Source organism: Oscillatoria nigro-viridis PCC 7112 (genome assembly GCF_000317475.1).
Classification (GTDB): domain Bacteria; phylum Cyanobacteriota; class Cyanobacteriia; order Cyanobacteriales; family Microcoleaceae; genus Microcoleus; species Microcoleus nigroviridis.
Map to the genome: position 1 here is coordinate 753,869 of NC_019729.1, position 20,670 is coordinate 774,538.

Here is a 20,670-nt window from a genome sequence, read left to right on the forward strand (position 1 = left end):
AATTAACAACGAACCAATAACAACGAACCAATAACAGCGAACCAATAACAGCGAACCAATAACAGCGAACCAATAACAAATGACAGAAGTGACCGCAATATCTGCACAAGCAGCGGCTCTGCTGGTTCACTACGGTTTTGACCTAGGTGGCAAAAAAGCCGAGAAATTGGCGGGTGAATGGCTAACCAAGTATCCCGGCTATTGGCTGCGTTTAGCAGTGGTTGAAGCGCTTTATCAAGGCCGCTACAAGGCTGTTTCTGTGGGACAGCTATTGAGTATGTGGCACCGGATAGGTGAACCTCTCTATCATTTCAATCGCGAGTTTGAACGCTTGGTCTGCAACAATTTTCCTCAAAATTTAACCGGGGAAAGTGGCGATCGACTGCCCCAGGACGATATACTTTTCTCCAACCCGGAATCGGAAGTTGGTGCCACAGAGTTAGATTTGCTATTGCCGCCAGAGACACAACTCGATCGGGCGCTTCATGCAGAAGTCCCGAACACAGACGCCCAGGAAACAGGAAAATTGCCCGCAGCCGACGATCGCACAAAAGAAAATACAGAATTTGTAGTATATGAAGATGTGGCTGTTACCGCCCTCGCAGATCGAGCCGAAGCCGAGCAAAAATTAGCGGACAAACCTGTGGCAAAATCATTCCCAGTTGTCAAACACACTGATTTTCATACCAAGTTAAAAGCGATTGCCCGAGAAGGCAGAAGAAAGAAGGGAGAAAGCAGAAATAGGGTGTAATACCCTTTTCGATTTTCGATTAAATAATTAGGAATGACGGATGAAGATCGTGATTTGGATCTGCCTAGAGTTGCATTTTTTTTGGGAATTGGTGTAATGTTTGGGAATTACATAGGTGTTTGTGAGAGTTAAGTTTTCGGACTTGCTCCCATCCGAATTTCCGAACAAAAAGATGCTTGTTCGGTACCGTTAGCTTGCTTAACAACGCTAGTCCGCAGCCGCAGGTTTGGTATGAGATACCACAGTCTTTCTTCGGCATGGAGAGTGTCTGATTCTGTAATCAATGTCAGCACGTCGTCGCCCATCACGTAGCGGCTGTTACCCTTGTCTTGCAACACTTTGCCTTCGCTGGGATTGTCGGGATTTGGTACGATCGCTAGTATGGTAGAACCGATTTGTTTAGCTTTGTCGCGATCGGGAATACCGTCCCAACTAATCCGAACGCCCTTTAGCCCAGTTGCAGCCGGGTTAATCGAGTGTTGTTGGCAAAGTTTGACGACTGCTGCATCACTAGCTGTCAGTATTTCTATTTTGAGTTCAGATTTACCGGCCTGCAATTCCCCAGAATTGAGATTGTGTACGGTACGCTGAGAAAACCATTTGCCTGCACTTAACTCGAAAAACTCGATAACATCCATGAAATTTGTCTCTAAAGTCAATACTGCTTTATTTGCGATCGTGACTTGCGCGCTATGGAGTCAGAAACCCGGTTTCTTCCTGCGTACTAGCGGCCAAACCAATGATTTTGTCTAAAAACCCGGTTTAAGAGTGCAAGTCCTTTTCTATATTTTAGAGGAAGGGGGCGCACCTGCAAAGCTTTCTAAGAGCTTTGGGTGAAACAGATTGCAGATGCCGCTGAGGTACGAAACCCAACCAAGGGGACATCTGCCTCGCTGAGGCGGCCGACTTGACAGAAAATTAGAGCATCCGCCATCGTATTTCGTTATAAAAAGTCTTTTTCGCACTGGAAATAGGATTGCGATACCTGAAATTTTTTAGCTTTAACAGTGTCGATCGACCATCATCGCCCAAATACCAGGTATGTTAAGAAAAACAACGATATATGTGAGCTTTTGTCGATCGATCGGTAAATTGGGCGTTGCTGAGTTTAATTATATTGGCGGCGATTTATTGTCATCGCACTGCTGGAAAATTCTCAAAGCAGACTCCGACTCAAAAACAAGCAATTCATCGAACCATCACCAAACCGAGGACAGCAATCCCATAGCACAGAGCATTCAAATATGTCATGCTAAGTCAAGAGACAAGATTCTCGATCGGCTTTTCGGTAGGGTGCAGCTAGCGATCGCATACATTTAAAAAACACATCCGTAAATTTATGACCGAGTTTAAACAATGGCTGGATAAAAAGCAGCCCGCAGAACAGACGCACTACCTAGAAATCCTGCCAAGTCAGCTAGCCGCGACTTCAGACTCCGAAAAATTATACAGCTTACTAACAGATTACAATTTTATTAAAGCCAAGCTGTCAGCATCGGGAGTACAGGCGCTAATAGAAGATTACGATTTAGCAACAAGTCCCGATATTATTACCTCAGACAAAAAAGCTCACCAACTCAAATTAATCCAAGAAGCAATTCGGCTGTCTGCCCACATTCTAGCCACAGATAAAAGCCAACTAGCCACCCAACTAATAGCCCGCTTGATGTGCTTTGAAAGTCCAGAAATTCAAGCACTGCTAGCACAGCCCAAACACCAAACAACCCCCTGGCTGCGACCGCTAACGCCCAGCTTTACTCCCCCCGGCGGAAGATTGCTGCGTACCCTCACCGGACATACAGACTGGGTACAAGGTGTAGCAATCACCCCCGACGGCAAGCAGGCAATTTCTGCGTCCTCCGACCACACTCTCAAAATTTGGCACTTAGAAACAGGAGAAGAACTGTCCACCCTCAAAGGTCATCTTACCTACGTCAATGCTGTAGCCGTCACGCCCGATGGCACTAAAGTAATTTCCGGTTCTTGGGACAATACGATTAAAATTTGGGATTTAGAAACTGGACAAGAAATATTTACTTTTGCAGGCGATACTTTTGCCGTAGAAGCAGTAGCAGTAACTCCCGACGGCAAGCGAGTAATTTATGGTTCTTGGGATGGCAGTATTAAAGTTTGGGATTTGACAAGCAGAGAAGTAATTTTTAACTTCAAAGGTCACAGTAGTTTTGTCCAGTCCGTAGCAGTAACTCCTGATAGCAAACGGTTAATTTCCGGGTCGGGAGACAACAGCATTAAAGTCTGGAACCTAGAAACCGGAAAAGAACTTTTTACTCTCACCGGCCATGAAGACTGGGTAAAAAGTGTAGCAGTTAGTCCCGACGGCGAACAAATAATTTCCGGCAGTTACGACGGAACTGTTCAAGTCTGGAGTTTGTCAGAAAGAAAGCCACTTTTCACTTTAGGAAAACACGGCAGTTTCGTTCAAGCTGTGGCAGTCAGTCCCGACGGCAAACGGGTAATTTCGGCTTCCGGGGACAAAACGCTGAAAGTTTGGAATCTGGAAACAAAAGAAGAACTTTTCACTTTTACCAATCACATCGCCCCAGTGAATGCTGTGGCTGTTACCCCCGACGGCCAGCGGATAGTTTCTGGTTCCTCTGACAAAACTCTCAAAGTTTGGCACTTAGAAGCAGGCAAAGAAAATTTATCATTTGCAAGTCACGATGACTGGGTAAATGCTGTAGCAGTGACGGCGGACGGTACGAAAGCAGTTTCCGGTTCAGGAGACAACAGCATTAAAGTCTGGAATCTCAAAAACGGACAGGAAATTTTTACTATTTCGGGACATCAAGATTGGGTAAAAGCGATCGCAATTACACCGGATAGCAAGCGAGTAGTTTCGGGTTCCGGCGACAAAACGGTGAAAGTTTGGGATCTAGAAACCGGCAAGGAAATCTTTACTTTCACCGGTCATACAGACTGGGTAAATTCTGTGGCCGTGACCGCAGACGGAACGATGGCGATTTCCGGTTCGGGAGACAAAACTATTAAAGTTTGGAGTTTAGAAACAGGAGACGAACTTTTTACTTTTTCCGGTCATGAGGACGGGATAAAAGCTGTGGCAGTTACTCCCGACAGCAAGCGGATTATTTCGGCTTCCGGCGACCAAACTCTGAAAGTTTGGAGTTTGGGGAAAGAAAAGAATATTTTGGCAAATTTCTGGAATTTAGCCGTCAAAAATCTACTTTTCACTCTCAAAGGTCATGAGAGTTTTGTGAATGCTGTGGCAGTTACGGCGGATGGCAAATGGGCGATTTCAGGAGGGCGGGAACACACTTTGAAAGTTTGGGATTTGTCAAGTAGAAAAGAAGTTTTTACTTTGGCAGGTCATGCTGATGCGGTAACATCTGTGGCGACTATGGGAACAAAGGCAATTTCTGTTTCGGACGATAATACTCTCAAAGTTTGGGATTTGTTAAGTCGAGAAGTAATTGCTAGTTTCAGGGGAGATAGTGCTTTGAAAGCTTGCGCTATTGCACCTGATGGGGTGACAATCGTAGTGGCAGAAGCTTCGGGACAGGTGCATTTTTTGAGGTTAGAAGAGGGGAAATAGTCAGTCGATTTTAGATTTTAGATTTTAGATTTTAGATTGACTCCACAGTTATTAGTAGGGTGCGTACTGCGCACCTTACGGCTTAATGTACCCCGATCGCTCTTTTCCCCCATCTAGTTTACAATTGTTCCGGGTCAATTCCCATCGCTCGCAGTCTTTCTGCCAGTACAGCAGCCCGCTGTTCGGCTTGTTGGGCCCGCTGTTCGGCTTGTTGGGCCCGCTGTTCGGCTTGTTCCAAGCTGCGAGAAACCTCCTCATAACTTGCAAACGGTTGGCCGTCAGGGCGATAAATTTGCAACTCTTCACCGGACAAATCAAAGCGAATTCCCAGTCGGGGACTGACCCAATTTTCGATCGCATCAATTACGTCCAAACGCCCCTCTGAACGCATCCAACCGCTGAAATCGTTGCGTTCCGGGTCGTACAGGTAATATTCCTCAACCCCGTGGCGATCGTAAAATACCTGTTTTTTATTCATTTCTGTTAGCCTGTTACCGGGAGAAAGAATTTCAAACACTACTTGCGGCGCGATATTTTCTTCTTCCCACTGCTTGTAAGAACCCCTATCTCCTTTCGGTCTGCCCAAGACTACCATCACATCCGGGCCGACGCGAATCTTGTTATCTCCTTCGACGGGATACCACAGCAAATCCCCCGCGACAAATACATTCGGGTCATCGGCAAAAAGCCACGCTAAATTTTGTTGGATGATGAGTATCCAGCGAAATTGTTTGGTATTGTCAGACATTGGTTGGCCGTCGCTGTCGGGGTAAATTACATCAGGTTTTTGAGGAGACTTGAGTTGAGTTACCATAACTGTTGTCCGGGGTTAGGGACGGTTTAATTTAATTTTAGCTTGTGGGAAAGGCGAGAAGTGCGATTCCCTACGGGATAGCTACGCTTCACGAGCTTTTTGATCCAATCCAAAACAGCCAAATTTCTAACTTAATGCGTCGGGGTTAATTCCCATTTCTCGCAACCGTTCCACCAAAATCTGCGATCGGCGTCGTTCTTCTGCTAAAGCGGTTTCTGCAAGTTCGACCCGCTGGCGTTCTTCTGCTAAAGCGGTTTCTGCAAGTTCGGCCCGCTGGCGTTCTTCCTCTAACAGTTGGCAAATCTCAACGTAGGAGAAAAACCTCGTTCCATCCGGTCGATAAATTTGCAATTGATCGCCCGATAAATCGAAGCGAATTCCCAATCGAGGACTCGCCCAATTTTCCATTAATGCGATCGCATCTAACCCGTCTTCTGCCCGCAGCCACCCTCTCAGTTGGTTGTTGCTAGGATTGTAAATGTAATATTCTTCAACTCCGTGGCGATCGTAAAATAGCAATTTCTTGTCCATTTCATCCTGCGTGTTGCCAGGAGATAGAATTTCAAACACAACGTGCGGTGCAATTCCTGACTCATTCCACTGCTGGTAAGAACCGCGTCTCCCTTTCGGTGTGCCGAACGCAACCATCACGTCGGGCGCGTTAACAATATTCGGTTTTCCCTCGATTGGATACCAAAACAAATCACCAGCTACGAATACATTCTCTTGAAATACTCACCGGACTGAAGTCACGGTGATTCTTGACGCTTCATAGGGATCTGCTACCGAAGTAGTCTGACAATCCCTCTGCGCCCGTTTAGAGTCGTGGCGATTCCCCATCCCGACTTTTTGTATATTCCTCGAAGCGTTACGATCCCTATCCTGTTCAGTACCGCAACTAACACAAAGCACTGAACGAACAGACAAATCAATCTTGCCCCACTTAAAACCGCAGTCTGCACAAACTTGGCTGGTAGGTTCCCACCTACTGATTACTTGAAATTCTCTACCAAACTTTTCAGATTTGGCTTCACAGAGAGTTCTAAACTCTCTCCACCCTTGCTGACTAATTGCCCGGGAAAGCTTCCGGTTTTTGACCATTCCTGACACATTCAAGTCTTCCAAAATAATCACTTGGTTCTCGTTAACTACTTTGGTCGATAATTTATGGAGGAAATTTTTCCGGGTATCGGCAATGCGGTTGTGCAACTTGGCAATCTTAATTCGTGTTATGTTTCTCCTTTTAGACCCTTTTGTTTGACGAGCTAATTTGCGTTGGAGCTTGCGGATTTTCCGGTCTAACTTTTTATAACTAGGACTTTTAGCTGTTTCGCCGTTGCTCATTACTGCAAATGTTGTTATTCCTAAATCGATTCCGATACTTTGGTTTTTAGGCTCACAATGCACGGGTTGGACTTCTACTACGAAACTTAAGAAATAACGATTTGCACAATCTTTGATTACCGTAACCGAGCTAGGTTCGGATGGAAGTTCTCTTGACCATATTGGCTTGATAACGCCTATCTTAGCTAAATAGATGCCACCATTTTTAAACGAAAATCCTCCAATCCGAAATCTAGCAGACTGGCTATTTGTCCTTTTTTTGAACTTAGGATAGCCAACCTTACGACCTTTTCGCTTCCCTTTGCAGGAATCAAAGAAGTTCTTGAAGGCTGTTTCTAAATCTGCTACAGACTGCTGTAGCGGGATATTAGAAACTTCACTTAACCAAGCTCTTTCTTCAGTCTTTTTCGCTTGAGTTATTGCTATTTTTTGCAGTTCGGCTGAACTTGGCTTTTTTTCAGACTGCTTGCAGAGGGCTAGGCTGTGGTAAACTAAGCAAGGCTGTCACCAGCCCTGCTCGTCTTCAAAACCGGACGTGAAGCTTTCACCTCATCCGGCTCCTCAGTAATAAGGCTCTTGTCATGAGTACCTCTATTCCCCGTTTTTGAGGGTGAAGGCTTGGCGCGATTACAGCCAGATTTGTTGCCAAGACTTCCATCCTTGGTTGTCTTTTCATCGTGGCAATGTCGGTGGAGTAGTTGCAAATTGTCATAGCTATCCTTTCCGCCTTTCGACTTAGGGATAACGTGGTCTACTTCTAACACCGATTCTTCTGTGAAGTGTAATCCGCAGTGGGTACATTTGCCTTTCTGTCGTTTCAAGAGTGTTGCCACATCTTTAGGGACTTCGGGGTTTTTGCCCATTCTTGCACTCCAGTACACAAGGTTGCCATCATAGGGACTAGCATCGCCTTTGACTTTCACATGACGCACGATATCTGTAGCGTTGTGATTTTGTAACCGCAAGGGGTTTTTCCTTTCTTGCCTGGTTGCGAATACCCAGTTATCATCGCCTATGGTTTGCCAATATTTGTTGGCTATCCATTCCCCTGATTTATTCGGGTGGCGTCTATGTGCCCAGCTTTTTAGCTTCTTGTACACTTTGTGTCCCAGTTCGGAGTATGTTTCCTTGCTGGTAACAGTGCGGTAATAGTTAGCCCATCCTCTGATGATTGGATTTAAATGAGTTATCAGCGCAGCTTGTGGAGCTGTTTTATGCTGTTCTATTACCTCAGAGATACTGTCATAGTGTAGCTTTAGCTTCTGCTTGCTGGGTTTGATGAGCGTCTTGAATCCAAGTGGTTCCCCATGAGGATTACAACCCGTGTTATATTTACCTACTGGGTACTGTCTGATATTAAACCCCAGGAAGTTAAACCCCGCGTCTTGCTCATCATGTTTATTCAATGTATGGGCAAGGCGCGTTTTACTTGGTTTCAATTCAAGTCCAATGCCGTTTAGCCACTCAGAAATCACTTCTTTACATCTATGGACAACGGTTAAGTCCTCGTGCAGTATTACGAAGTCGTCGGCGTACCGGATTAGGCTTAGAGATTGGCGATTTCCTCGCTTACTATGTCCTCGTGGTGTTGGCAATGTTTCAGCCACCTGCTTTATCCGTTCTTCCATCCCGTGAAGGGCAATGTTTGCCAGTAGCGGAGAGATGACCCCGCCTTGTGGCGTACCCTCAGATGTGGGGAATAATTGATTGCCATCCATCACTCCCGATTTGAGCCAAGCGTTTATCTGGCGTCTTAAGGTCGGGAATGTATTTAATTTTTTGAGAAGTTCCCCGTGGTTTATGCGGTCAAAGCATTTCGCGATGTCGGCATCCAGCACATATTTAGCCTTTGACTTAATAGCGTTAAAGATTGCCTCGACAGCATCATGGCATGAACGTCCTGGTCGGAATCCATAGGAGTTGGGTTCAAACCTTGCTTCCCACTCCGGTTCAAGCATCAATTTCACTAACGCCTGAAGCGCTCTGTCGTACATCGTGGGAATACCAAGGGGGCGTTTTTCATCCGTTCCTGGTTTGTCAATCCATACCCGTCGAGTGGGTTTGGTTTTCCCCTTTAGCTCAAGTTTTTCCACCAGTGCTATCCTTTGGACGGGTGAGAGTGATTTAACTCCGTCTACTCCGGCTGTTTTCTTGCCCTGGTTGTCTTGCGTCACGCGACGTACAGCTAGCATCTTTCCTGACCAAGACCTCATCAATGTCTTCTGGAGTCTGCGGACTGCTTTCAAATCACCACGACTAGAGGCTTGGAATATTCTTTTTTGCAGCTTAAAGATTCGCCGTTCCAGCTTACGCCAGTCCGTCTCTCTCCATTCCACCATCTGATTGCTCAGTGTTTTAGACATTTGTACTGCTACTCTACACTATTCCTTCCTTATCACCGTGAGTCTGTCTGCATATCCTTGTCATTACAGCAAGGCGTTTGCTTCTGACTCAATCCCACCCACTCGCAGCATCCGGTTAGCACCTGCTCACGGTATTTGATTTCCGAGAGAACATACGAGGGGTTACTTCGTTCCGAACGACCATGCTATGAACCTTTAGAGCTCCACTATCCACCGGGTTTATTTAGAGATGCTGTTGGTCGGGGAACGAACCGCCAACCTTTTTTTCCTTTGCCTTTTTGGCTCCAGCTAATCAGTCCTTTTTGCTGGTTGTAGTTGACGATGGTTCAGTCGTGGATTCAGACGTAATGTTTTACTCATGGGTTCTTTGCTTGCCCCGCACTATCCTGAACTGGAAGTGTTGAGAGGCTTTCATCCCCGCTCTACGGATTGAGGGCTAGTCGCTACCGCAGGGGATGTGCTTTCACCTGGCATCTACAGGGGAGGGTTTTGCACCCTCATGGTCGCTCAGTTGTCAAGGTTCATTTTCGGGATTACTCCCTATTTTTGTCCTTGCTGCTAATCCCCCAAACCCTTCTTATTGGATTTGGTTTCTAGCAAACGAATCGCACCGTTCCAGACTACCCGGACGCAGCCAAATAGCCGAGCCAAGCTCTGCTTTTGTTCGGCTGTGGGATAAAATCTGTACTTGAATCTCGCCTTCATGGTTATACTGAACGTTGGTCTGTAGATTGAATTATACATTGGCTGACAGACAATGACAACTACTTATCGTCGCGAACGGCATTCTGTTACAGAACTTAAAATACACTTGGTCTGCGTAACTAAATATCGTCGGTCTGTGTTCACGGGTGAAAGTCTTGCCTTGATTGAAAAGTCGTTTCGAGAGGTAGCCCAAAAAATGAATTTTCAAGTCCTAGAGTTCAATGGCGAATGCGACCACGTTCATGTACTGATTGAATATCCACCTAAATTGTCGATATCTCAAATTGTTAACGCATTAAAGGGCGTTTCTAGCCGTCGTTACGGACAAGCTGGACACGAAAAACCCCACAAAGAAGCTTTGTGGAGTCCGAGTTATTTTGCTGTTTCTGCTGGCGGTGCGCCCTTAGAAGTCTTGAAGGAGTATATTAGGAATCAAGAAAAGCCGTCCTAGAAGGACGGGGCTTGTATCCCATTTTTCTTGGTCATTAGCATACATCCATTCTAAATTTTGTTCGATGACGAGAATCCAGCGAAATTGGTCAGTATTATTGGCCATTGGTTTGCCGTCGCTGTCGGGGTAAATTACATCAGGTTTTTGAGGAGACTTGAGTTGAGTTACCATAACTGTTGTCCGGGGTTAGGGACGGTTTAATTTAATTTTAGCTTGTGGGAAAGGTGAGAAGTGCGATGCCCTGCAGGATAGCTAAGGATCGTCAATTAAATAATTTCCCTTTTTTCTTGTGGGATGGGCCGATTCCGCCCGCCCAGAAAGGACGGGCGGAATCGGCCCATCCCACAACAGTCATGAAAAGTGGATTTTATTTAATTCTCATCCCTAAGCTTCACGACCTTTCTCAATACAATAACCTCTTCCTCTTTCTCATTCTTCTGGTCCCTCTGTGGAACAGGCGTCCCGCCTGTGAATTTCTGCGGTTCATTAAAAAAAATCTCACTCAGCATCGAAAATAGGGCGGACACCGCCCGCCCTACAAAACTACTTCCTCAGCAACTTCACCCCGCGAATCGAATAATCCAAAAGCTCGATCGGGTGCATTAAAGTAACTTGCTTCCCCTGCAACTCCAAATGCTTCTTAATTTGCAAAGAACAACCCGGATTAGAAGAAGCAATCAACTCCGCCCCAGTATTCAGCAAATTCTCCACCTTTTGCACTCCCAATTCATCAGCCACCTCCGGCTGAAGCATATTGTAAACCCCCGCACTCCCGCAGCACAAAGCCGCATCCACAGGTTCTTTTAACTTCACCCCAGGGATTTGTTGCAGCAACTGACGCGGCTGCAAACTAATCTTTTGCCCGTGCAACAAATGACAAGCATCCTGATAAACAATTGTCAAATCTCCATCAATCAAAGGATTGAGTTTTGCCGTAATTCCCGCACTTGCCAAAAACTCTTGCACGTCCTTAACATTAGCAGCAAATTTTTCAGCTTTCTCCCGATATTGCGGGTCATCTGCTAAAATGTGACCGTATTCTTTCAAAGTATGGCCGCACCCAGCAGCGTTGATAATCACCAAATCAACGCCAGTATTTTCAAAGCTATCAATCATTTGTCTCGCTAAAGCTTTCGCCTGTTCCGCTTGGCCTTGGTGTTCCGGCAAAGCAGCACAGCATCCCTGACTTTTAGGAACCACAACCTCGCAACCGTTAGCGGTCAAAACACGCACCGTAGCTTCATTCACTGGCGAAAATAACAGCCGCTGCACGCAGCCTAAAATCACGCCTACTCTATAGCGTTTCTCTCCTTGTGCCGGAATTACCTCTGGTAAATTATCCCGGAAAGAATCAACAGTAACTTTAGGCAAAATTGATTCCATCGCCGCCAAGCGTGGAAATACTTTTTTCAGCAAACCTGTTTTGCGGACAAGTTTTGGCAGTCCTAATTTTTGATAAATAAACAGGGGTACAAGCAAAGGCCGCAATCTGTGAGGATAAGGGAAGAGATTAAAAATCAGAGTACGAATTGCATTGTCGGAAAAAGTGCGTTCCTGATTTCTAGTAACTTGGTGGCGAGTTGCAGAAATTAATTTGTCGTATTGAACTCCAGACGGACAAGTTGTAACGCAGGCCAAACAGCCCAAACAAGTATCGAAATGCTGTGAGGTTGCTTTGTTTAAAGGTGCGTCGCCTTCGTTGATTGCATCCATTAAATAAATGCGGCCTCTAGGCGAATCCATTTCTTTGCCAAGTACGCGATAACTCGGACAAGTTGACAAGCAAAATCCGCAGTGCACGCAAGTATCGATTAATTTCGGATCGGGCGGATTGTTGGGGTCGAAACCCGAGATTTCCAGGCTTTGTAAGTGGGGATTTTGTGCTAAAAAATTACTTTCTTTGGCAGGTTTTAAATCGTCGCTGGGAACTTGAGATTTTTCTGAAGTTTGCATATATATATATTACCTAATTGTTTTGGTTCCTAGTGACTATCGCCTAAAATTCTTGATAATTCTTGCTTTTAGCTGAGTCTAGATCCCCCTAAATCCCCCTGGTTGTTGGGGGACTTTGAGCATTTCCTGTCCCCCCCTTGTAGGGGCGGTGCCCCCGTGCCCGCCCTTGGCTAGGGGGGATCTAGAGCCTAATAGTCAAACAGTAGATCGGTACTACATAAGACGTTAAGTTGACACCAATGAAACTGAAGTCCTGACTACAAAGTTTAAACTAAATACCGCTTATAAAACGATGGGGGCTCAAAATATTTTCCGGGTCAAACTGCTGTTTGATCCGGCGCATTAAATCGATCGCACTTCCAGTATAGCCCCAAACATCTAACTGTTGCTTGAGGTCGGTCGGCGCTGCTAAAACAGTCAGAAAACCGCCTTTCGCTTCGCACCCTCTGCGTACCTGCAACAGCGTTTGGGCCGTCGCAGTCTCAAACCGCAAAACCCCCAAACCGCTGCCTGCATGAATCAAAGCGTCCTGTACCGGCAATTCGTTAATGGCCGTTACAGCTTCCGACGGTCTGATTCCTATTTTGCAAATAATTGCCGACTTTGTGCCAGAATCCCACATTGTTTCTGGCAATCTTTGCCATAACCGATCCTCATCATTTTCGCCGCAGCTAGTGCCTTGCAAACCCAACTTTTCGGCAACTTCCAGCAAGCGGGCTGATTGTTGTTTAACACTTGGGGCGATACTTTGAAATCTGACGATTAATCCCGTGCCCTTTCCTAAGCCTAATTTTGCGACTAATTCAGGTGACAGCAAATCGATCGCACTTGGTGTCAAAGCAGAGGATAATAAGATTTGAGCCGTTTTGGACAGAGCATTAATTTCCCCTGTCAGCACTACGGTTCCCGACGATTCTGGCAGCGGATAAACTCGGAAAGTTACTTGACTTATGACGCCCAATGTGCCGTAAGCACCAGTAAACAATTTCATCAAGTCGTAACCGGCGACATTTTTAACAACTCGACCTCCGGCTACGGCAATTTTACCGTCCGATCGCACAAAGGTAATTCCCAACAGCAAATCGCGCACCCCGCGATAGCGATGCCGCAAGGAACCCGCATCAGCAGTAGCGACAATGCCGCCCAAAGTTGCCTGTTGCGGATACGCCGGATCGATCGGCAAAAATTGACCTGCTGCCGCTAAAATTTGCTGCAAATCCGCAAACTTCATTCCGGCTTCCGCAGTCACGGTTAAATCGCCCACAGCGTGTTCTACAAGTCGATTGAGGCGCGCGGTGTTCGCGGCAATTTTGACTCCCTTGACTAAACCGCCCCAATCAAGTTTGCTGCCGCTGCCACAAGGCAAGAGAGCACAGCGATTTTGCTGTGCCCAAACAATGACAGCCGCCAGTTCTTCCTGAGTATTCGGGTAAACGGTACAATCTATTTTCGTGTCGGGGGCAACTGCTTTTTCTACCCGTTCTTGCCAAAAGGGCTCTGTATCTTGCCAGCGACAGATGCCAGCAGTGCCGACAATACTTTCTAATTCTTGTGTGCTTACGTAATTTTCGGTAGAAAAAGATTTCATGAAGGTTATGAGACGCCCGGTCAAAAAAAATATCAAAACACTGCCTAAAACCATTAAATATTAATACGGGCCCGATATTCAAAAGATGAAAAAGCAAATGTCTCAAAACCGAATTTCTCTGGGAATTACCGGTCTCAACGAAGTGATTGGCGGCGGGCTAATTCCTCAACGCTCTTATTTGGTGCGCGGCGGTCCCGGTACTGGCAAGACTACATTGGGCTTTCACTTTTTGGCAGCAGGTGTGGCTCTGGGAGAAACGCCCCTGTTTATTACTTTAGGAGAACCGGAAGCGCAATTGCGTGCCAATGCCACAAGTCTCGGTTTTGATATGGATGCGATGGCGTTCCTCGATTTGAGCCCATCGTCAGAATTCTTTACAGAAATTCAGACTTATGACATTTTCTCCCCCTCCGAGGTTGAGCGAGAACCGACTACACAAAAGATTATCGAGCGAGTCCAAGCTGTCAAGCCACAACGGGTGTTTTTGGACGCCATCACTCAATTTCGCTACTTAGCTGCGGATGAGTTCCAATTCCGCAAGCAAGTTCTATCTTTTCTGCGCTTTTTAGTCGAAGGGGGGGCGACAGTGGTGTTCACCTCCGAAGGCACATCAAGTTCTCCCGATGACGATTTGCAATTCATCAGCGACGGAGTAATTTATTTAGAACTGCGCCCTGAAGGACGCACCCTGTCTGTCACCAAGCTGCGAGGTTCCAACTTCCGCAGCGGCCGCCATTCGCTGCGCCTGACTGAGGCTGGTATGGAGGTATTTCCGCGACTGCTTCCGGACAACTTTCAACAGGATTTTGTTCCTGAAGCGATTTCTGCTGGGGTTCCAGAAATCGACGAACTGCTGCACGGGGGACTGGAACGGGGGACTGTGACGGTGATTAGCGGGCCTAGCGGCGTGGGTAAAACGACGGTGGGGATTCAGTTTATGAAGGAAGCCGCAGGAAGGGGGGAGCGATCGGTAGTTTACATTTTTGAGGAGTCAAGTTCTACTCTGCTGCGCCGCTGCGAATCAGTTAACATCCCGGTTGGGGCGATGATGGGGCAAGGAAGTCTTTCGGTGATACCCGTGGAACCTTTGCTGTACTCGCCGGATCAGTTTGCCTGTATGGTACGCCAGGAGGTGGAGCAGGAAAAGACGCGGATTGTGATGATTGACAGTATTTCTGGCTATCAGCTTTCGATGCAGGGGCAAGATTTGGTGAACAATTTGCACGCTTTGTGCAAGTATCTGAAGAATATGGGAGTCACCGTTATCTTGATTAATGAGCTAGAAACCCTTAGCGGAGATTTTCGGCTGACCGAGATCGGGATTAGCTATTTGGCGGATAATCTGCTGTTTATACGCTATCTGGAACGCCAACTGCATAATAGGACAGAAATCCGCAAGGCGATCGGAGTAATTAAAAAACGAGTCAGCAATTTCGAGAGAACTCTGCGAGAACTCGAGATTACTCGCTACGGCATCAAAGTCAGCAAACCGATAGGAGGGCTGCGCGGCATTTTGAGTTCGGCGCCGGTGTGGATTGAGCAGGGAGCGGATGAAGATTGAATCCGGGTGTGTCGTGCTGTTTTTGGGCAATTGCAGCTAATGCGTGCAGTCGTGAATCTACTAATGAGTAGGGGGCGCACCGCGCACCTCATCGCTAGCTGTAGGGGGCGCACCGCGCACCTTACTACTAGCCTAAGTCCTGGAAAACTTAAATATATTGGTAAATTTGTGTATTTTTCGACTTTTATCGTAGTGTAGTTTTCAATTCTATGAAATACAGTAGGGGTAAAGGGCACGCTGCCGTGTCCTTTACCCCAGCATCTCTACTTCACTCAACTGAAAACCAATGTAATCTATCGCCGAAAAGTAAACTAATACCAGCTCAAAAAAGAATCCCACTTTAGGTAGCCTCCCAACCCATCATATACAATCAATCACTCCCCATTCTAAAATCTAAAATCTAAAATCTAAAATCGTATAACCCGTATTTAAAGGAAGCTGATAAATGACTGGCAACTCCATAATTTTAGCCGTAGACCGCAATCAGCGAAACTTGGAACTCCTAGCACAATTTCTCAACAAAGAAGGATACCAGATGATCGCCGCTTATAACTTGGAAGATGTTGCACAAGCTATCAGTCAGCCTGCTAGAATCGGGATGGCTTTAGTAGATATTTCTGGTTTCGACCGCCGGATTTGGGAGTGCTGCGAACAACTGCGAAATCACCAAATCCCTTTTCTGATACTCTCGCCCAAACAAAGCGCTGCCATTCAGCACGAAAGCCTCTGCCACGGTGCTCGGAATATGTTGGTAAAACCTTTGATCGTTAGAGATTTGCTGGGTATTGTGCACAGCTTGCTAGGAGAACCTGCGTGAGTCAAATTTTATTGCTTGTCGAGCAGAAAGAAAATCGCCGCCTGTTATTAGAATGGCTAGCTGTTTACTATGAGGTATTGCTGCCAAACTCAACAGAAAATAGTGAGGATTTTTTACCGTTTAATCAATCTTTTGACCTGGGGATAATTGACGCTCTTGCCCTGAAACGCCACTGGGAATGGGTGGCCGCCCAAAAAGATGCAGAACACCCGGTATGCTTGCCTTTTCTTTTGATTACATCCCGCTCGGATGTAGGGATGGCAACGCAATTTATTTGGCAAAGTATTGACGATTTGATTGTCGCTCCGATCGAGAAGATTGAATTGCAAGCGCGGGTGGAGATTTTGCTGCGATCGCGCCAGTTGTCTTTAACTCTCAAATTGTCTCACGACCAACTCGATCGCACTCTGCAAACAGCCCAAGAACTCAACGAGATGAAAACATCTTTGCTGTACATGATTGCCCACGACGTTCGCAATCCTTTGAATTTCATTATTGGCACTACACAACTTCTTAGCAAGTACAAGTTGACATTAACAGAGGAGAAAACACAAGAACTTCTAGACAAAACTCAAGCAGCGGCAAAAGGCATAGATTTGTTATTAGATGATGTTCTGCTGCTGGAGCGTTTTGAGTCAGGAACAACAGGCTTTTCCTTGCTACCGATAGACTTAGCAAAGTTGTGTAATGAGTTGGTCGCGGAATTTCAGAGCAGCCTGAAGTTGAAACCTGAAAATGAGCGGGTGACGCTGATTTTTGTGAATCACAGTCCATTGGCGATGGCGTCTTTGGAGGTAAGCTTGCTCCGGCGGATTCTGGGAAACTTGCTGTCCAATGCTATTAAGTATTCTCCCCCAAATACCGAAGTCATCTTTGAGTTAAAAGTTACTGAAACCGACGCAATTTTTTCATTCCAGGATGCAGGAATTGGTATACCTATCGCCGACCAAGAACGGTTGTTCGATTCATTTTACCGGGCTAAAAATGTCGGTCGAATTCCCGGTACTGGACTGGGGCTGAGCATTGTAAAAAAATGCGTGGACTTGCACGGTGGCGAAATTACTTTGACCAGTGAAGAAGGCGTCGGCAGTACATTTACAGTAACGCTGCCGATCGCCCAACCTAGAAAAAAGCAAATCTCGCCTGCAACGCCTTAAACTAGATGCCGGCATTATATTGGGATTTCAAGACGGGATTTTTCGCAGGGATGATAAATCGCTGGTTTCTCATTTTTATTAAGGCATCGATGGGACGCTTTTGATGGTTTTTTCGTGGGCAATTGCAGCGGAAATTTATCACGATCGATCGCACCGCTGGCAGAAAATTCACACTGTTTTAAACTGCATCGCGCTGCTGGTATTTCTCTGCCAAAGAGTAATATCATGTCCGATCGATTGACCATAATATCCCGGCCGGGGCGGGTTTTTGAGATTGGAGATTGTTGGCAGATCTTGGCAGGTTTACCCGCCCCTACCTGATTTTGGGCGAAGCGAAGCGGAGGGAATCGACCGGACATAATATAACGGGTTTTCGCAATTTGTGGGAAATTCCTTTAAGCTGGCAAAAATAACTTATTTATGACTGCGATTTCAACAATAAAACTTGTCCGAAACTAGGGCTAAAATACAGTAAGATAAAGTATTTTATGTTCGTTATTACTTGTTTATACTGACTAATTCAAAGTTCTAAAGGAGCAATAGCATTAAACAAGTTTTCTAGGATAAATCGCAGCAAAGATTGAGTGGCTAATATTAAACCTAATCGAGCTTGGGCGAGTTTTGGCTGTTCTATTTTAACTTCTCCCCAAATTCGGCACTGGCTGTAAAAAATCTGAAATGCTTCGCTCAAACTATTGGCTAATTTGAAATAATTGACAGGTTTTTCGCGCTTGTTTACCTCAAAAGTAGGATATAAATTGTCTAGCACTGTTAAGAGTTGGGATATTAAACGGCGTTCGGCTGGATGCACTAACCGCAGTCGATCGCCCTCGTCAATCCAAGGGATAGGATTTGGACTCGCCAGGAACCAAATTTGCGGGGCTGTAGCGACATCGGGCTGGGCGATCGCAATTATTCGATCGCGGTGGGCCATTCGCAGCAGGGAACAGCAGCGTGCGTGGCTGTACTGAATGGGAAACAGTCGATCGGCACATACAGCAGAAGATAATATTCTAGATTCTGAAACTGGGAGGTTCGTTTGAGCTAAACGCTGCAACCAGACGGCTAAACCTGCATCAGTCAACTCCATCTCGATAATTCCCTCCGGCGCTACTTTAACGGCGAAATCTGGGTAGCACAGCGGTTTGAGAGTTTCGGCCAACTCGGTGCCGATTGTCTGCGGTGTCTGCTGCCAAGTTTTAGCCAATTTCAGGGCGATCGCAGACACGTACACCACCCGCGCGCTATCTTTACTCCGATTTAAGGGAAATATTGCACCATTCTCAATTACTTGTTTAGGAACAGGCAAGATGCCTGTTCCACAATCAAATTCATCTCTCGCTTCACGGGCATCTTGCCCGTTCTTGAGAATGGTGCCACCTATGAGATTGAACGGAATTTCCCCTAGTGTCTCTTGCTGGTCGATCGCCCTTTGGAACCTTGAAAGCAAGAAACACTTCACTGTAACTTCCGGGCACTGCCAGATATTTGCTGTATCCATATCGGCTCATCCTACCGTAAGAACAACGATCCGCTGTTACCACTTGCACTGTTCTTGTACGTTAAACTGCTGATATCAGAGATAGTCGATCGGCTCCTCCGAGCGGGGCTAGATCGAATTAATGTGCTTTCTAGCGATTTGTTTGCTAACTATACAATAATTTACGACAAATTTTTTGCAGAACTCTACCATTTTGATGTATTTTTTGCTACATTGAATTTTTCGGTAAAACTAACAAAAGTCAGCACAGTTAAGAAGCGTGCAAGCTCGATCGGGGGTTGGTTGTCTCACTTTGTATCGCACTGCTGGCAAAAGCTGTTTCTCTCACTCTTAAATATATCCCAGAGCCTCACTTATGCAATCAACTTCCACACCTGTAGAGACTATCGATCGACCTTTTATCACTTGGCAGCGAATTATCGACTGGGCCCAGGAACACTACCGCTGCCGGACTTTTAGCAAAGACGAGCGGATTCCCGCAAGACCCGGACTGCTGTATTTAGTTCAGAAAGGTTCTGTGCGGCTCGTAGGCAGCGCTCAAGTTAGCGCTGCGGCGGCAAAGTCAAAATCCGCTGACAAAACTACAGAAGAAGCTTTTTTGGGCTTCGTCGGCGCCGGTCAACCCTTTGAACTGGTTGCTCAGTCTCCGTTTACTCTTCAAGCTTACGCTCATGCCGATCAAACTCACGTAGTGTGGATGTACTGGCACGACTTGGATAACTGGCCTCACTTTCGTAGGGAAATTTTGGATGCGTTTCGCTACCAGCACCAGCGGAAACTTCTTTGGCTGAGCACTTTGGGACAGCGCCGGACTATAGACCGACTGTTGGGGTTTCTGACTTTGTTGATCGAAGAGTTCGGCGAACCTTACGTAGGTGACGGCGAACCGGATGTGGTTCGGGGCTACCGGCTGCCTTGGGCCTTGACTCACGCTCAAATTGGCAGCGCAATTGGCTCAACGCGGGTGACGGTGACGCGGCTGATGGGTAAGTTGCGATCGAAAGGTTTGATTAATACTGAGGATGATAATTTAATCTGTTTGCCGGCTAAGTCTAACCCCCAAAAGACAAAAAACCAAAAGCAGGAGGTAGATGATTCCCTGGAAGATTCCTTGGAAGATTCCCTCGAAGATTCTCTCGAAGATTCTCTCGAAGATTCCCTGGAAGATGAACTGGAAGATTCCCTGGAAGATGAAGATTCTCTCGAAGAATCTGCATAAAATCCTGCGGGGAATTGCCAACCAACAGCGCGTCACTATTAGTTTTGGGCAGTCGCGTTCGATCGCTCGACAGTGTACGATGAATTGTGTAAACTTTGCCCGTTCTCGAAAGGTGCGACTGACAATGACCGATGACAAGCAAAAATCTTCAATCCCGAACAATCGGCAACGGGTGGTGTTCTGCGACTTTGACGGCACGATAACAGTTGAAGAAACTTTTGTGGCAATGCTCAAGCATTTCGCACCGGAACTGTCTTCTCAACTGATGCCTGAAATATACGCTAGAAGGCTGAGTTTGCGATCGGGAGTGCGGCACTTACTAGAGTCTATTCCCTCGGAACGTTACGGGGAAATTGTGGAATTTTCTAGGGGCAAGCTGATGCGGCCGGGATTGTTGGAATTGCTGGATTTTTTGGACGAGCAAAAGGTGGATTTTGCGATCGTTTCCGGCGGTCTTCGGGTCATGGTAGAGACGGTTATGGGCGATTTGGTACACCGGGCGAGCGTTATTTACGCTGTGGATGTGGACGCTAGCGGCCCTCGCTTGCAAGTCAATTCTGAGTTTGAAGGAGATGAGGAATTGGTGTCTAAGGTGCGGGTCATGGGCCAGCACCCGGCCGAGGAACAGGTGGCGATCGGAGATTCGCTGACTGATTTTAATATGGCTTTGCAGGCTTCGTCGGTGTTTGCGCGCGATCGGCTTGCCGAGTATCTAGACGAACAGCAAAAGCCTTATATTAAATGGGATAATTTTTTTGACATTTTGGAAAGTTTGTCCCAGAAATGGAAGTGAAACTATCGCCTTTCTCAGGTAATATAAATTCCGTTTGCATCGGTATTGTATGATGTTAAATTTTGTAGGGGCGGGTTCACCA

At 46.3% G+C, this 20,670-nt stretch carries 19 protein-coding genes and 1 pseudogene; 10 read left to right on the forward strand and 10 right to left on the reverse strand.

Features of this window, described 5'->3' with window-relative positions; genetic code table 11:
• The first annotated feature begins 79 nt into the window (after window positions 1-79).
• On the forward strand, window positions 80-751 hold the full coding sequence (locus tag OSC7112_RS03320; protein WP_015174569.1) for a hypothetical protein: 672 nt from the start codon (window positions 80-82) through the stop codon (window positions 749-751).
• A 128-nt stretch (window positions 752-879) separates the two neighbouring features.
• Here the strand turns inward: OSC7112_RS03320 and OSC7112_RS03325 are convergent, their stop codons facing one another.
• Entirely contained in the window at window positions 880-1,389 is a 510-nt protein-coding gene (locus tag OSC7112_RS03325; RefSeq protein WP_015174570.1) for a phycobiliprotein lyase, read from the reverse strand.
• A 403-nt stretch (window positions 1,390-1,792) separates the two neighbouring features.
• Here OSC7112_RS03325 and OSC7112_RS37755 point away from each other — a divergent pair, with 403 nt between their 5' ends.
• Window positions 1,793-2,071 carry a hypothetical protein gene (locus OSC7112_RS37755; protein ID WP_150111480.1) on the forward strand — a complete coding sequence of 93 codons (279 nt, stop codon included), beginning with the start codon at window positions 1,793-1,795 and terminating at the stop codon, window positions 2,069-2,071.
• 7 nt (window positions 2,072-2,078) lie between these two features.
• Window positions 2,079-4,322 carry a WD40 repeat domain-containing protein gene (locus tag OSC7112_RS03330; RefSeq protein WP_223300843.1) on the forward strand — a complete coding sequence of 748 codons (2,244 nt, stop codon included), beginning with the start codon at window positions 2,079-2,081 and terminating at the stop codon, window positions 4,320-4,322.
• Between the two features lie 118 nt (window positions 4,323-4,440).
• Here OSC7112_RS03330 and OSC7112_RS03335 read toward each other — a convergent pair whose 3' ends face one another.
• From OSC7112_RS03335 to OSC7112_RS35205, 5 genes and pseudogenes are all read right to left on the reverse strand, one after another.
• Window positions 4,441-5,136, reverse strand: a complete 696-nt coding sequence (locus OSC7112_RS03335) for a Uma2 family endonuclease (protein ID WP_015174572.1) — start codon at window positions 5,134-5,136, stop codon at window positions 4,441-4,443.
• 126 nt (window positions 5,137-5,262) lie between these two features.
• Entirely contained in the window at window positions 5,263-5,838 is a 576-nt protein-coding gene (locus OSC7112_RS37760) for a Uma2 family endonuclease (protein ID WP_317623927.1), read from the reverse strand.
• 33 nt (window positions 5,839-5,871) lie between these two features.
• Window positions 5,872-6,933, reverse strand: a pseudogene (locus OSC7112_RS03345) (RNA-guided endonuclease InsQ/TnpB family protein); the annotation flags it as partial.
• Window positions 6,934-6,971: 38 nt separating this feature from the next.
• Window positions 6,972-8,843 carry a group II intron reverse transcriptase/maturase gene (gene ltrA / locus OSC7112_RS03350; protein ID WP_015174573.1) on the reverse strand — a complete coding sequence of 624 codons (1,872 nt, stop codon included), beginning with the start codon at window positions 8,841-8,843 and terminating at the stop codon, window positions 6,972-6,974.
• 558 nt (window positions 8,844-9,401) lie between these two features.
• Complete coding sequence (locus tag OSC7112_RS35205) at window positions 9,402-9,548, reverse strand: helix-turn-helix domain-containing protein (protein WP_223300748.1); 147 nt, start codon at window positions 9,546-9,548, stop codon at window positions 9,402-9,404.
• 52 nt (window positions 9,549-9,600) lie between these two features.
• Here OSC7112_RS35205 and tnpA point away from each other — a divergent pair, with 52 nt between their 5' ends.
• Complete coding sequence (gene tnpA, locus OSC7112_RS03355) at window positions 9,601-9,999, forward strand: IS200/IS605 family transposase (protein WP_015174574.1); 399 nt, start codon at window positions 9,601-9,603, stop codon at window positions 9,997-9,999.
• Here the strand turns inward: tnpA and OSC7112_RS40655 are convergent.
• The 3 genes from OSC7112_RS40655 to OSC7112_RS03365 all read right to left on the reverse strand — a co-directional run bounded on the left by OSC7112_RS40655 (window position 9,952) and on the right by OSC7112_RS03365 (window position 13,540).
• Window positions 9,952-10,170 (reverse strand): hypothetical protein, encoded by a 219-nt coding sequence (locus tag OSC7112_RS40655; protein WP_083888109.1) that lies wholly within the window; start codon window positions 10,168-10,170, stop codon window positions 9,952-9,954. The genes tnpA and OSC7112_RS40655 overlap by 48 nt on opposite strands.
• A gap of 372 nt (window positions 10,171-10,542) precedes the next feature.
• Entirely contained in the window at window positions 10,543-11,952 is a 1,410-nt protein-coding gene (locus OSC7112_RS03360; RefSeq protein ID WP_015174576.1) for a (Fe-S)-binding protein, read from the reverse strand.
• A gap of 271 nt (window positions 11,953-12,223) precedes the next feature.
• Window positions 12,224-13,540, reverse strand: a complete 1,317-nt coding sequence (locus tag OSC7112_RS03365; RefSeq protein ID WP_041622350.1) for an FAD-binding oxidoreductase — start codon at window positions 13,538-13,540, stop codon at window positions 12,224-12,226.
• A 97-nt stretch (window positions 13,541-13,637) separates the two neighbouring features.
• Here OSC7112_RS03365 and OSC7112_RS03370 point away from each other — a divergent pair, with 97 nt between their 5' ends.
• The 4 genes from OSC7112_RS03370 (at window position 13,638) to OSC7112_RS40660 (ending at window position 17,316) form a co-directional block, all read left to right on the forward strand.
• On the forward strand, window positions 13,638-15,101 hold the full coding sequence (locus tag OSC7112_RS03370) for an ATPase domain-containing protein (protein WP_223300749.1): 1,464 nt from the start codon (window positions 13,638-13,640) through the stop codon (window positions 15,099-15,101).
• Between the two features lie 445 nt (window positions 15,102-15,546).
• A complete protein-coding gene (locus OSC7112_RS03375) occupies window positions 15,547-15,918 on the forward strand; it encodes a response regulator (protein WP_015174579.1) in 372 nt (123 codons plus the stop codon).
• Window positions 15,915-17,075: an ATP-binding response regulator gene (locus OSC7112_RS03380; protein ID WP_015174580.1), complete on the forward strand. Its 1,161-nt coding sequence runs from the start codon at window positions 15,915-15,917 to the stop codon at window positions 17,073-17,075. The genes OSC7112_RS03375 and OSC7112_RS03380 overlap by 4 nt, the downstream gene beginning before the upstream one ends.
• Window positions 17,076-17,160: 85 nt before the next feature.
• Complete coding sequence (locus OSC7112_RS40660) at window positions 17,161-17,316, forward strand: DUF4079 family protein (RefSeq protein ID WP_317623947.1); 156 nt, start codon at window positions 17,161-17,163, stop codon at window positions 17,314-17,316.
• A gap of 279 nt (window positions 17,317-17,595) precedes the next feature.
• On the opposite strand, the gene OSC7112_RS03390 is transcribed toward OSC7112_RS40660, so the two are convergent.
• A complete protein-coding gene (locus OSC7112_RS03390; protein WP_015174581.1) occupies window positions 17,596-18,576 on the reverse strand; it encodes a DALR anticodon-binding domain-containing protein in 981 nt (326 codons plus the stop codon).
• Between the two features lie 355 nt (window positions 18,577-18,931).
• Between OSC7112_RS03390 and OSC7112_RS03395 the strand changes: the two genes are divergently transcribed.
• Both OSC7112_RS03395 and OSC7112_RS03400 read left to right on the forward strand, forming a co-directional pair.
• Window positions 18,932-19,795: a helix-turn-helix domain-containing protein gene (locus tag OSC7112_RS03395; RefSeq protein WP_015174582.1), complete on the forward strand. Its 864-nt coding sequence runs from the start codon at window positions 18,932-18,934 to the stop codon at window positions 19,793-19,795.
• Window positions 19,767-20,588: an HAD-IB family phosphatase gene (locus OSC7112_RS03400; protein WP_317623928.1), complete on the forward strand. Its 822-nt coding sequence runs from the start codon at window positions 19,767-19,769 to the stop codon at window positions 20,586-20,588. Before OSC7112_RS03395 ends, OSC7112_RS03400 begins: the two co-directional genes overlap by 29 nt.
• The last annotated feature ends 82 nt before the right edge of the window (window positions 20,589-20,670 follow it).